This window comes from Actinokineospora sp. NPDC004072 (assembly GCF_053604195.1).
In genome coordinates, this window is sequence record NZ_JBSGHB010000003.1 from 1 (window position 1) to 12,319 (window position 12,319).

At 74.3% G+C, this 12,319-nt stretch carries 14 protein-coding genes and 1 riboswitch; of the genes, 7 read left to right on the top strand and 7 right to left on the bottom strand.

Going from position 1 to position 12,319, the window contains the following annotated elements:
• Positions 1-226 precede the first annotated feature (226 nt).
• A complete protein-coding gene (locus ACWEPX_RS04750; RefSeq protein ID WP_451895741.1) occupies positions 227-826 on the top strand; it encodes a LysE family translocator in 600 nt (199 codons plus the stop codon).
• Here the strand turns inward: ACWEPX_RS04750 and ACWEPX_RS04755 are convergent.
• Complete coding sequence (locus tag ACWEPX_RS04755) at positions 823-1,434, bottom strand: hypothetical protein (protein ID WP_451895742.1); 612 nt, start codon at positions 1,432-1,434, stop codon at positions 823-825. The two genes, ACWEPX_RS04750 and ACWEPX_RS04755, sit on opposite strands and share 4 nt — an antisense overlap.
• 177 nt (positions 1,435-1,611) lie before the next feature.
• Here ACWEPX_RS04755 and thiC point away from each other — a divergent pair, with 177 nt between their 5' ends.
• Both thiC and thiD read left to right on the top strand, forming a co-directional pair.
• A complete protein-coding gene (thiC, locus tag ACWEPX_RS04760) occupies positions 1,612-3,258 on the top strand; it encodes a phosphomethylpyrimidine synthase ThiC (protein WP_451895743.1) in 1,647 nt (548 codons plus the stop codon).
• Entirely contained in the window at positions 3,255-4,097 is an 843-nt protein-coding gene (gene thiD / locus ACWEPX_RS04765; protein WP_451895744.1) for a bifunctional hydroxymethylpyrimidine kinase/phosphomethylpyrimidine kinase, read from the top strand. Before thiC ends, thiD begins: the two co-directional genes overlap by 4 nt.
• Here the strand turns inward: thiD and ACWEPX_RS04770 are convergent.
• From ACWEPX_RS04770 to thiO, 4 genes are all read right to left on the bottom strand, one after another.
• Positions 4,063-4,485: a MarR family winged helix-turn-helix transcriptional regulator gene (locus ACWEPX_RS04770; RefSeq protein WP_451895745.1), complete on the bottom strand. Its 423-nt coding sequence runs from the start codon at positions 4,483-4,485 to the stop codon at positions 4,063-4,065. The two genes, thiD and ACWEPX_RS04770, sit on opposite strands and share 35 nt — an antisense overlap.
• Positions 4,486-4,562: 77 nt before the next feature.
• Complete coding sequence (gene thiG, locus ACWEPX_RS04775; protein ID WP_451895746.1) at positions 4,563-5,318, bottom strand: thiazole synthase; 756 nt, start codon at positions 5,316-5,318, stop codon at positions 4,563-4,565.
• 1 nt (position 5,319) lies between these two features.
• Positions 5,320-5,520 carry a sulfur carrier protein ThiS gene (gene thiS / locus ACWEPX_RS04780; protein WP_451895747.1) on the bottom strand — a complete coding sequence of 67 codons (201 nt, stop codon included), beginning with the start codon at positions 5,518-5,520 and terminating at the stop codon, positions 5,320-5,322.
• On the bottom strand, positions 5,517-6,590 hold the full coding sequence (gene thiO / locus ACWEPX_RS04785; protein WP_451895748.1) for a glycine oxidase ThiO: 1,074 nt from the start codon (positions 6,588-6,590) through the stop codon (positions 5,517-5,519). The genes thiS and thiO overlap by 4 nt, the downstream gene beginning before the upstream one ends.
• Positions 6,585-6,691: riboswitch (TPP riboswitch) on the bottom strand. Its footprint overlaps the gene before it by 6 nt.
• A 21-nt stretch (positions 6,692-6,712) precedes the next feature.
• Here thiO and thiE point away from each other — a divergent pair.
• Entirely contained in the window at positions 6,713-7,366 is a 654-nt protein-coding gene (gene thiE / locus ACWEPX_RS04790; protein WP_451895749.1) for a thiamine phosphate synthase, read from the top strand.
• 1 nt (position 7,367) lies between these two features.
• Positions 7,368-8,312 carry a threonine ammonia-lyase gene (locus ACWEPX_RS04795; RefSeq protein WP_451895750.1) on the top strand — a complete coding sequence of 315 codons (945 nt, stop codon included), beginning with the start codon at positions 7,368-7,370 and terminating at the stop codon, positions 8,310-8,312.
• Here the strand turns inward: ACWEPX_RS04795 and ACWEPX_RS04800 are convergent.
• Both ACWEPX_RS04800 and ACWEPX_RS04805 read right to left on the bottom strand, forming a co-directional pair.
• A complete protein-coding gene (locus ACWEPX_RS04800; protein ID WP_451895751.1) occupies positions 8,302-9,771 on the bottom strand; it encodes an MFS transporter in 1,470 nt (489 codons plus the stop codon). The two genes, ACWEPX_RS04795 and ACWEPX_RS04800, sit on opposite strands and share 11 nt — an antisense overlap.
• A complete protein-coding gene (locus tag ACWEPX_RS04805) occupies positions 9,768-10,514 on the bottom strand; it encodes a GntR family transcriptional regulator (RefSeq protein WP_451895752.1) in 747 nt (248 codons plus the stop codon). Before ACWEPX_RS04805 ends, ACWEPX_RS04800 begins: the two co-directional genes overlap by 4 nt.
• A gap of 174 nt (positions 10,515-10,688) precedes the next feature.
• Here ACWEPX_RS04805 and ACWEPX_RS04810 point away from each other — a divergent pair, with 174 nt between their 5' ends.
• The gene (locus ACWEPX_RS04810) at positions 10,689-11,726 is read left to right on the top strand and encodes an SIS domain-containing protein (RefSeq protein WP_451895753.1); all 1,038 of its coding nucleotides are present in this window, start codon (positions 10,689-10,691) and stop codon (positions 11,724-11,726) included.
• A 47-nt stretch (positions 11,727-11,773) separates the two neighbouring features.
• The gene (locus ACWEPX_RS04815; RefSeq protein ID WP_451895754.1) at positions 11,774-12,256 is read left to right on the top strand and encodes a winged helix-turn-helix transcriptional regulator; all 483 of its coding nucleotides are present in this window, start codon (positions 11,774-11,776) and stop codon (positions 12,254-12,256) included.
• The last annotated feature ends 63 nt before the right edge of the window (positions 12,257-12,319 follow it).

Here is a 12,319-nt window from a genome sequence, read left to right on the forward strand (position 1 = left end):
GCGTGAAGGCGGTGAAGGCGGGCGGAGCCCGTTCACGCCCTGGCCAGTTTAGCGGCGTTTCGCTCCCCGCGAATGCGAGTCCACCCCATCGGACATTTCGGGCGGGGCGCGGTGCGGTTGGGCGGGTGGGCGCGTTTGCTATTGGGTTGGCGGGCGTGTTGCGGTTGGGGGTGGCGTTGGCTGATAAATCAGTTTCCCTGGTCGTGCTGGTGGCTCACTATGCGGTATGACCAGTTCCAGTCTCGTCGCCTTTATGATTGCTTCCTTTACCCTCGCCATGGTTCCGGGGGTTGGTACGGCGATGTTGCTGCGACAGTCTCTTCGCGGGGGGCGGAAAGCGGCTGCTGCCACGGTTGCGGGGATGGAGGTCGGGGTGGCCGTGTGGGCTGTGGCGGCGGCGTTGGGGTTGTCGGTCTTGCTGGTTGCTTCGGAGATCGCCTATCAGGTGCTTCGGGTGGCCGGGGTGGCGGTGCTGCTCTTCTTCGGGATCAAGGCGTTGATCGCGCGGAGGGTGCCCGATGAGCAGGTGCCTGCGAAGGGGAACGGGTTTCGGTCGGGGTTGGTGGTGAATCTCGCCAATCCCAAGCTGGCCGTGTTCGCGGTGTCGTTCCTGCCCCAGTTCGTCACCCCGGGGGCGTCCCGGTGGGTGCTGGTGCTGCTCGCCATCGGGTGGGTGGTCATCGACACGCTGTGGTACCTGCTGGTGCTCGCGCTGCTCACCCGGGTGATGGACGTGCTCAAGCGGCCGCGGGTCCGGACGGTGCTGGAGCGGGTGTCGGGGGTGGCGCTCGTCGGGCTCGGGGTCAAGCTGGCGGTGGAGGGCTAGCGCCAGGGGAGGTCGGGCAGGGTCGTCATCGCGCCGTAGCTGGAGGCCTCGGCCAATTCGTCGGCCCGGCCGGCCAGCAGCAGGACCCGGATGCGGCGGGCCTGCGCGGCCGTGAAGGTGTCGCCGACCAGCAGGAACGGCAGGGTCAGCCGCCAGAACGCGACCACCGTCGGGCGGCGGCGCTCGGCGGAGCGCAGGGCGGCGACCGCGACCCGCAGGGTGTGCTCGTTGGGGGTCATGGCGACCGGCATGCCCGCGTGGTCCCAGGCCCAGCGGTCCTGGTCGGCGCGGGCGCAGGTGAGGCAGCCGGGGTCGCCCGCGCCGAGTTCGGCGCGGCAGGCCGGGCACGGGATCAGGCGCAGGGCCCAGTCGGTGCACGTCCACGGGTAGACGCCCGCGGGTTCGGCCAGCACCTCGGCGGCCAGGTCGCGGTCGGGGGTGTCGCCGCGCAGGGCGGTCCAGTCGGCCAGCCAGTAGGCGTCCACGGCGTCGGCGCAGGCCGGGCACGCGGGGTAGCCGCGGCCGAGCGGGTCGCCGCAGCCCGCGCACGGCCGCACCGCATCGGGTCGGGCCAGGAGCCGGGCTCCTGGCGGGTACGGCCGCGCCATGGACCACAACCCTAATGCTCACTTGGCAGCCACGCCCCCTGCCGGCTAGGGTCGGCCCTGGAGAGAAACCCCAACGCGGGAGCTCGCGCCAAGGCGGGCTGAGAGGGCGACCGGCACCGGTGTCGCCGACCGCTGAACCTGACCGGGTAATGCCGGCGTAGGAAGGACAGGTCCCCCGTGGCCGCTCTTGACGACCGCTCCGTTCGCCCTGCCGTCACCACCGGCCCCATCTCGGGGTCGCGCAAGCACTACACCGAGGTCGACGGGCTGCGCATCCCCGTCCGCCGGGTCGAGCTGACCAACGGCGAGCACCTCGACCTCTACGACACCTCCGGGCCCTACACCGACGAGGCCGCCGCCATCGACGTCCACTCCGGACTGCCGAAGCTGCGCGAGCCGTGGATCGCCGCGCGCGAGCCGGTCGGCGGCGCCGTCACCCAGCTGGCGTACGCCAAGGCCGGGATCACCACCGCCGAGATGCGCTTCGTCGCCGCCCGCGAGGGCCTCGACCCCGAATTCGTCCGCCACGAGGTGGCGATCGGCCGGGCGGTGATCCCGGTCAACCGCCGCCACCCCGAGTCCGAGCCCGCGATCATCGGCAAGCGGTTCCTGGTCAAGATCAACGCCAACATCGGCAACTCGGCGGTGACCTCCTCCATCGAGGAGGAGGTGGAGAAGATGGTGTGGGCCACCCGCTGGGGAGCCGACACGATCATGGACCTCTCGACCGGCAAGCGCATCCACGAGACCCGCGAGTGGATCCTGCGCAACTCCCCCGTCCCGGTCGGCACCGTGCCGATCTACCAGGCGCTGGAGAAGGTCGGCGGCGACCCGGCCAAGCTGAGCTGGGAGGTCTACCGCGACACCGTCGTCGAGCAGTGCGAGCAGGGCGTCGACTACATGACCGTGCACGCGGGCGTGCTGCTGCGCTACGTGCCGCTGACCGCCAAGCGGGTCACCGGCATCGTCTCCCGCGGCGGCTCGATCATGGCCGCGTGGTGCCTGGCCCACCACAAGGAGTCGTTCCTCTACACGCACTTCGAGGAGCTGTGCGACATCCTGCGCGCCTACGACGTCACCTTCTCCCTCGGCGACGGCCTGCGCCCCGGCTCCATCGCCGACGCCAACGACGAGGCCCAGTTCGCCGAGCTGCGCACGCTGGGCGAGCTGACCGCGATCGCCCGGGCCAAGGACGTCCAAGTGATGATCGAGGGGCCCGGGCACGTGCCCATGCACAAGATCGCCGAGAACGTGCGGCTGGAGGAGGAGCTGTGCGGCGAGGCGCCGTTCTACACCCTCGGTCCACTTGCGACGGATGTCGCGCCCGGCTACGACCACATCACCTCGGCCATCGGCGCGGCCCAGATCGGCTGGCTGGGCACGGCGATGCTGTGCTACGTCACGCCCAAGGAGCACCTGGGCCTGCCCAACCGCGATGACGTCAAGACCGGCGTCATCACCTACAAGATCGCCGCGCACGCCGCCGACCTGGCCAAGGGCCACCCGCGCGCCCAGGAGCGCGACGACGCGCTGTCCAGGGCCCGCTTCGAGTTCCGCTGGACCGACCAGTTCAACCTCGCGCTCGACCCGGACACCGCGCGCTCGTTCCACGACGAGACGCTGCCCGCCGAGCCCGCCAAGACCGCGCACTTCTGCTCGATGTGCGGGCCGAAGTTCTGCTCGATGAAGATCACCCAGGACGTGCGCCGCTACGCCGCCGAGCACGGCATCGACTCCGCCGAGGCGATCGAGGCGGGCATGGCGGCCAAGTCGGCGGAGTTCGCCGACCAGGGCGGCAAGGTGTACCTGCCGGTGGTCGGGTGACCCCGCCGCGCGTGCTCACCATCGCCGGGTCGGACTCCGGCGGCGGCGCCGGGCTGCAGGCCGACCTGCGCACGTTCTTCGCCTGCGGCGTGCACGGCATGACCGCCGTGACCGCGGTGACGGTGCAGAACTCGCTGGGCGTCAGCGACTACGCGGTGATCCCGCCGGAGGTGGTGGCCGCGCAGATCCGCGCGGTCGCCACCGACATCGGGGTGCAGGCGGCGAAGACGGGCATGCTGGCCACCGCGGAGACCATCGCCGCGGTGGCCGCCGCCGTCGACGAGGTCCACATCGGACCGCTGGTGGTCGACCCGGTCGCGGCGTCGATGCACGGCGACCAGCTCCTGCGCGACGAGGCGCTGGACGCGCTGAAGTCGCTGCTGTTCCCGCGCGCGACGCTGGTCACCCCGAATCTCGACGAGGTCCGGCTGCTCACCGGCATCGACGTGACGAGCCGGGAGGAGCAGCGCGCGGCGGCCGTGGCGCTGCACGCGCTGGGCCCGCGCTGGGTGCTGGTCAAGGGCGGCCACCTGTGGACCGACCCGTCCTGTGTGGACGTGCTGTACGACGGGGAGTCGTTCACCGAGCTCGACGGGCCCCGCTTCGCCGTGCGCGACACCCACGGCAGCGGGGACACCCTGGCCTCGGTGGTGACCGCGGCCCTGGCCAAGGGCAACGTGCTGCCGGACGCGGTGCGCATGGCCAAGGCGTTCATCGTGGAGTCGGTGCGCCACGCCTACCCGCTGGGCGGGGGCGTCGGCCCGGTGTCCCCGCTGTGGCGGCTGCCGGACGCGGCGGCCTACCTCACTCCGCCAGCAGGGCCTCCAGCACCGGGATAGCCGCCACCAGCGTGGCCTTCTCGGCCGCGGAGAGCCGGTCGAGCCGCTTGCCGAGGTCGCGGACCCGGTTGGAGCGCACCCCGGAGACGATCCGCTCGCCCTCCTCGGTCGCGGTGACCAGCCACGCCCTGCGGTCGGCCGGGTCCGGCTCGCGGGTGACGTAGCCCGCCTCGACCAGCGCCGCGACGATGCGCGACATGGTCGGGGCGGCGACGCTCTCCCGCGCGGCGAGGTCGCCGAGCCGCTGGGTGCCCGCCGTGACCAAAGTGGACAGCGCCGAGATCGACCCGTGGCCGAGCCCGGCGCTGCCGGACCGGCGCAGCGACCGCGACAGCCGCCCGATCGCCAGGTACAGCCGGGACGCGATGTCAGAGTCCGCGGAGCTCATCCGGTCATTCTCGCCGCATCCGCCCAGCGGACAAGACCGGGCACCGCTTCCGCCGCGCCCGGCCGGATAACCGCAGGTCAGCGCGGCGGGCTCGACGCATGGGCCCAGAACCGCCGGGGGATGCGGCCTGCCGAGCCCGCCAGCCTGCCCGCGACCACCGCGTGGCGCATGGCCGCGGCCATCCGCTCCGGGTCCTCCGCGCGGGTGACTGCGGTGGCCAGCAGCACCGCGGCGCAGCCCAGCTCCATCGCCAGCGCCGCGTCGGACGCGGTGCCGATGCCCGCGTCGAGGATGACCGGGACCGACGCGCGGGCGACGATCAGCTCGATGTTGTGCGGGTTGCGGATGCCCAGGCCGGTGCCGATCGGCGAGCCCAGCGGCATCACCGCGGCGCAGCCGGCCTCCTCCAAGCGCAGGGCGAGCACCGGGTCGTCGTTGGTGTAGGGCAGGACGACGAAGCCGTCGTCGACCAGCGCGGTGGCGGCCTCCAGCAGCTCGACCGGGTCCGGCAGCAGCGTGCGGTCGTCGGCGACGACCTCCAGCTTCACCCAGTTCGTGCCCAGCGCCTCGCGGGCCAGCCGGGCGGTCAGCACGGCCTCGGCCGCGGTGCGGCAGCCCGCGGTGTTGGGCAGCGGGTCGATGCCCAGCCGGGCCAGCAGGTCGAGCACGCCGGTGCCGCCGCCCGCGTCGACCCGGCGCATCGACACCGTGGTCAGCTCGGTGCCCGAGGCGACCAGGGCGCGCTCCAGGACGGCGAGGTTGGCCGCCCCGCCGGTGCCGGTGATCAGCCGCGACGAGTACTCGCGGTCGGCGATGACGAGCGGGTCGTCCACGTCAGCCCCCCTGCACGGCGGTCAGGACCTCCAGCGCGGCGCCGGGCGGCACCACGGCGGCGGCGTGCGCCGCCCGCGGCACGACCGCGCCGTCGACGGCCACGGCGATGCCCGCGGCGGGCAGGTCGAGCGCGGCCAGCACGTCGGCGACGGTCGCGCCGTCGGCCACCTCGCGCGGCGCGCCGTTGACCACGATCCTCATCGGACTCCTCTCGGGAAGCGGGACGGGGAGGTCACCGCGGGTTCCGGGGCCCCGTCGACCAGCGCGGCCACGGTGTCGGCGGTCGTGGGGGCCAGCAGCAGGCCGTTGCGGTGGTGCCCGGTGGCGACCAGCACGCCGGGTTCGAGCCAGCCGAGCACCGGCACGTTGTCGCGGCTGCCCGCGCGCAGCCCGGCCGCGGTCTCGACCAGCGCGTACTCGCCGATGCCCGGCAGCACCTGCTCGGCGTCGGCGATGAGGTCGCGGACCCCGCCCGCGGTGACCTCGGTGTCGTAGCCGACCTCGTGCTGGGTCGCGCCCAGCACGACCTCGCCGTCGGCGCGCGGCACCAGGTACACCGGGCGGGACGAGACCAGCGCGCGCACCGTGCGGGCGGGCGGCGGCAGGACCCCCGGCCGGGCCCGCAGCCGCAGGATCTCCCCCTTCACCGGGCGCACCACGCCCGCGAGCGCCGGGTGCAGGCCCCGGCTGTACGCGCCTGCGGCGACCACGACGACGTCGGCTTCCAGCGCGTGCCCGGCGAACTCCACCGCGCCCGTGCGCACGGCGACGGCCCGCTCGGCGATGAACTCCACGTCGGCGCAGGCGCGCAGCAGCGCCGTCAGCAGCGCCCGGTTGTCCACGGCCAGGTCCCCCGGCACCGACAGCGCCGAGCGCACCCGCGGCCCGAGGCCGGGCTCCAGCGCCCGCACCGCGCGCCCGGTCAGCCGGTCCACCGCGCGGCCCCGCGAGGCCAGGAACTCCGCCAGCACGCCGAGCGTGGCCGAGTCGGCGGCGTCGACGGCCAGCACGAGCGTGCCCTCCCGGCGCAGCTCGAAGCCCAGCTCGTCGGCGAAGGAGGGCCACCGGGCCAGGGCCTCGGCGCCCAGTTCGAGCGCGGCCTCCTCGCCGGGCCACGACTCGGTCAGCGGGGCCAGCATCCCGCCTGCCACCCAGGACGCGCCGCGGGCGGGCTCGGGGTCGATGAGCCGCACCCGGTGCCCGGCGCGGGCGAGCCGCCACGCGCACGCCAACCCGATGACACCGCCACCCACGACGGCAACGCTTCCCACGGCTCCCACGCTCCCTGCGCCGGCATGACCCGGATCAGGTTCGACGGTCGGAGCGGCCCAGCTCCCTCTCAGCCCGTACCCGGACTCCCGTGCGACCAGACCCCAACCGTAGCGTGAACCGCATGCCCGGACTAGACGCCGCCCAGATCCGCGCCCGGCTGGCCACCGCCCGGCTGTACCTGTGCACCGGCCTGCGACCCGACCTCGGCGAGTTCGTCGACGCCGCGCTGGCGGGCGGGGTGGACATCGTGCAGCTGCGGGAGAAGGGCCTGGAGGCCCGGCCGGAGCTGGCCGCGCTGGAGGTCATCGCCCAGCGCTGCGCCGAGCGCGGGGCGCTGCTGGCGGTCAACGACCGCGCCGACGTCGCCAAGGCAGCGGGCGCGGACATCCTGCACCTGGGCCAGGACGACCTGCCGGTGCCGCTCGCCCGCCGGATCGCCGGCGACGACATCGCCATCGGCCGCTCCACCCACGACCTCGACCAGGCCGCGGCGGCCGCGCGCGAGCCGGGCGTGGACTACTTCTGCACCGGCCCGTGCTGGCCGACCCCGACCAAGCCCGGCCGCCCCGCCCCCGGCCTCGACCTGGTGCGCGCGACCGCGGCGATGAACCCGGACCGCCCGTGGTTCGCCATCGGCGGCATCGACCGCGATCGCGTCGCGGAGGTGATGCGGGCGGGTGCGGAGCGTGTCGTCGTCGTCCGCGCTGTGACCGAATCCACCGATCCGGCCGCCGCGGCGGCCGAACTCGCCGCCGCGCTGCGGCAGACTGGCTGACGTGGAGCTGGTCACCCTCGCCGACATCGAAGCCGCAGCCGGGCGCGTCGCCGGGACGGCGGTGCGCACCCCGCTGCTGCCCTGCCCGTGGGCCCCGCGCGGCCCGCTGTGGCTCAAGCCCGAGAACCTGCAGCCCATCGGGGCGTTCAAGATCCGCGGGGCGTACAACGCCGTCGCGCGGCTGTCCGACGAGCAGCGCGCCCTCGGCGTGGTCGCCTACTCCAGCGGCAACCACGCCCAGGCCGTCGCCTACGCCGCGCGCGAGTTCGGCGTGCGGGCGTGGATCGTGGTGCCCGAGGACACCCCGCAGGTCAAGATCGACGCGACCCGCGCGCACGGCGCCGAGGTCGTGCTGTGCGCGGTCGGGCAGCGCGAGGCGCGCGCCTACGAGATCGTCGCCGAGACCGGCGCCGCGCTGGTGCCGCCGTTCGACCACCCGGACGTCATCGCGGGCCAGGGCACGATCGGCCTGGAGATCGCCGACGACCTGCCCGACGCCGACGTGGTGCTGGTGCCGGTCAGCGGCGGCGGGCTGATCTCCGGGGTCGCCACCGCGATCAAGAACCGGTCGCCGAAGACCCAGGTGTGGGCCGTGGAGCCGGAGCTGGCCGCCGACACCGCGGCGAGCCTGGCCGCCGGGCGGCTGGTCGACTGGTCGGTCGCCGACCGCAACCGCACGATCGCCGACGGCCTGCGCAGCCAGCCGTCGCCGCTGACCTTCGCCCACCAGCAGGCGTACGTGGACGGCATCGTGACCGTCAGCGAGGACGAGATCCGCGCCGCGGTCGCCCTGCTGGCGCACAAGGCGAACCTGGTCGCCGAGCCCAGCGGCGCGGTGTCGGTGGCGGGCTACCTCTTCCGCGACCTGCCGGAGGGCAAGGCCGTGGCGGTGATCTCCGGCGGCAACATCGACCCGGCGATGCTCTCGGCGATCCTCAGCGCCTGATGTGCGTCGGCGGGGCGTCGATGTCGCAGTGCAGGCAGTCCCCCGGGTGCGGCCCCTCCTCCGGGTGCTCCGGGGCCGCGGCCAGCACGTTCCCGCGCACGCCCAGCGCGAGCAGGCCGCCCGCCGCGGCCATCGCGGCGGCGATGACCAGCGCCTTCTGCCACGCCGCGGTGAGCGCGACCGGGTCGGTGTAGGCCGCGCCGGACAGCCCCGCCGCGGCGGGCAGCACGGCGACGGCGAGCAGGTTGCCGGTGCGGGCCACGGCGTTGTTGACCCCGGAGGCCACGCCCGCGTGCTCGTCGGGGGCGGCGGCCAGCACGGTCGCCGTCACCGGCGCGACGACGACGGCCAGGCCGAGGCCGAACACCAGCACGCCGGGCAGCACCGCCCCGGCGTACGACGCGCCGGGCACGACCCGGGTCAGCAGCAGCATCGCGGCGGCCACCAGCAGCGGGCCGAGCACCAGGAACCAGCGCGGCCCGGCCTTGGCCGCCCACAGCCCGAACCGCGAGGACAGCAGCAGCATCACCACGGTGATCGGCAGCCCGGCCAGCCCCGCCGCCGTCGGGCTGTAGCCCAGCGAGACCTGCAGCTGCATCGCCATCAGCAGCATCCCCACGCCGAGCGCGCCGTAGACGACGAAGGTGAGCGCGTTGGCGATGGTGAAGGTGCGGTCGGCGAACAGCGACGGCGGCACCAGCGGGTCGGCGGCCCGGCGCAGGTGCGCGACGAAGGCCGCCATGGCCACCACGCCCAGCGCGCCCGCGCCGACGACCAGCCAGTCCAGCCCGCGGACCGGGACCTCGACCAGGCACGTGGTGACCGCGGCCAGGCCGACGGCCCCGAGCACCGAGCCGCGCCCGTCGATGCCGCCCTCGGCCCCGCGGGACTCGGGCACGTGCCGGTGGGCCAGCCACACGCACAGCGCCGCGATCGGGATGTTGATCAGGAACACCAGCCGCCACGACCACAGCTGCACCAGCAGCCCGCCCAGCACCGGGCCCGCCGCCGCGGCGATGCCGGACAGGCCCGACCAGGCGCCGATGGCCCGGGCGCGGTCCTCGCGGGCGAAGGCCGCCTGCAGGATGGCCAGCGAGCCGGGGGTCAGCAGCGCCCCGCCGACGCCCTGCAGCACGCGGGCGGCGACGAGCACCTGCGGTGACCAGGCGAGTCCACACAGCACCGAGGCCGCGCCGAACCAGACGACGCCGACGACGAAGACCCGCCTGCGGCCGTAGCGGTCGCCCAGCGACCCGGCGACCAGGATCAGCGCGGCCAAGGCGAGCAGGTAGCCATCCACGATCCACTGGAGACCGGCGACGCCCGCGCCCAGCTCGGCCCCCAGGTGCGGCAGGGCGACGTTGACCACCGTGCCGTCGATCATGGCCATCCCGGACCCCAGGATGGCCGTCGCGAGGATGCCTCGCGCGGTGGGCGTGCCCCACCGGACTCCGCTCACGGGCGGTTCAGCGTGGCCACGAACTTGTAGCGGTCACCGCGGTAGACCGAGCGCACCCACTCCACCGGGCGCTCCTCGGTGTCGAACGAGTGCCGGGACAGCAGCAGCATGGGCATGCCGACGTCGGCGCCGAGCAGCTCGGCCTCGTGCGGGCCTGCCAGCGCGGTCTCGATGGTCTCCTCGGCGTGGCCCATCTCCACGTCGAAGCGCTCGCGCAGGATCTGGTAGAGCGAGCCGCCGGAGCTGACGTAGCGGCGCAGGCCGCGGAAGCGCCCGAGCGGCAGGTGCGTGGTCTCCATCGCCATCGGCTCGCCGTCGGCCAGGCGCAGCCGGTGCAGGCGCAGCACCTTGGCCCCGGCGCGGATGCGCAGCAGCCGGGCCAGCTCGGCCTCGGCCGGGATCTCGGAGACGTCGAGCAGCTTGGAGCTGGGCTCGCGGCCCTGGGCGATCATGTCCTCGGTGTAGGAGGACAGCTGCAGCCGCTGGGCGACCTTGGGCTCGGCGGCGAAGGTGCCCTTGCCCTGCACCCGCAGCAGCCTGCCCTCGACGGTCAGCTCGGCCAGCGCCTGGCGGACCGTGGTGCGCGAGACGTCGAACTCGGTGGCCAGGGAGCGCTCGGTGGGGATGGGCGAGCCGGGCGGCAGGCTGCCGAGCAGGTCGAGCAGGTGGCGCTTGAGCCCCCAGTACTTGGGCTCGCGCTGCCCCCTGGCCACCGAACCTTCGGCAGTGGACATCTCCAGCATGGTGTCCTCCTGTGTCTCGCTCCCGGGTACAGAATGCCCTGTCCAGGCCCGTCTCCGCGATCACACCCCTAGTGAACGGGCATGAACTCCCGTGAACCACTTCCGGTGAAGTGGACTACCGGAGCGGTCACCGCGCTATGATTGGTCTAGACCTTAACCCGTGAGGAGCCGTCGATGACGAACCCGCCCCCCGGCGAGCGCATGCGCGCCGAGATCGCCGAGCAGCCCGAGGTCCTGGCCCGGCTGGTCGCGGCCCGGGCGGCGGTGGCCGAGGTGGCCGGGCGGATCGCGGCGGCCCGGCCCCGGTTCGCGCTGTTCGCCGCGCGCGGGACCAGCGACCACGCGGCCCTCTACGCCAAGTACCTGACCGAGGTGCTGCTCGGCCTGCCCGCGGGCTCGGTGTCGCCGTCGACCACCACGCTCTACGGCGCCACGCCCGACCTGACCGACGTGCTGTACGTGACGGTCAGCCAGAGCGGCGGCTCGCCGGACCTGGTGGAGGCCACCCGCGCGGCCCGCGAGCGCGGCGCGCTGACGGTCGCGGTGACCAACACCGCCGACTCCCCGCTGGCCGAGGCCGCCGAGCTGGCCGTCGACATCGGGGCGGGCCCGGAGCTGGCCGTCGCGGCGACGAAGACCTACACCGCCACCCTGCTCTCGCTGTACCTGCTCGTCGACGCCGTCCGCGGCGGCACCGGCGAGGCCGTGGCCGACATCGGCGCGCTGAGCTCGGCCGCCCTGGCCGCCCCCGGCGTCGAGGAGGCCGTCACCCGGCTGCGGTTCGTCGACCGGGTCGTCACGACCGGGCGCGGCTACTCCTCGGCCACCGCGGCCGAGGCGGCGCTGAAGCTGGCCGAGACCAGCTACCTGCCCGCCCGGGCCTACAGCGCGGCCGACCTGCTGCACGGGCCGGTCGCCGCCGTCGACAAGGAGACCGCCGTGGTGGCGGTGGCCAGCAAGGGCCGCGGCGCGGACGCCGTCCGCGAGGCGCTGGAGGTCGTGGCCGCCAGCGGCGCGGACATCATCGCGGCCGGGTCCGCGGTGGCCTCGGTGCCCGCGACCCTGCGCATCGAGCTGCCGGACGTGCCCGAGGAGGTCGCGCCGATCCTGGAGATCCTGCCGCTGCAGCGGCTGGCCCACGGCCTGGCGCTGGCCCGCGGCGGCGACCCGGACGCGCCCCGCGGCCTGAGCAAGGTGACTCGCACACGGTAGCCATTCGGTCTCTGTGCGCCCCGTCACGATCTCCCTACACTGGCCCGATGCGGAGGACCTCGTTCGCGCGTTGGCCCTGCTCCATCGCCCGCACGATGGATCTGATGGGCGATCAGTGGACCTTGCTGGTGCTGCGCGAGTCGTTCTACGGCACCCGGCGCTTCGACGCCTTCCAGGGCGCGCTGGGCATCGCCAGGAACACCCTCACCGAGCGGCTGGACCGCCTGACCGGGGCCGGGCTGCTGACCAGGGTGCGCTACCAGGAGCGGCCCACCCGGTACGAGTACGTGCTCACCGAGATGGGCCGCGACTTCTTCCCCGTGCTGGCCGCGATCATCCGCTGGGGCGACCAGTGGCTGGGCGACGGGCCCGCGGTGCCGCTGGTGCTGCGGCACCGCACGTGTGGTCACGCGACGACCGCGGTTGTTAACTGTGGCGAGTGCGGTGGGGAGTTGACGGCGGCGGCCGTGGTGGTGGAGCCGGGCCCGGGGATGCCTGCGGACGAGCGGGCGCGGCTGGCCGGGGCATGAGAGACCCGCTCCGTCGAGGGGGTGGAACGGAGCGGGCCGACACCCATGCTACGCCGAATGGAG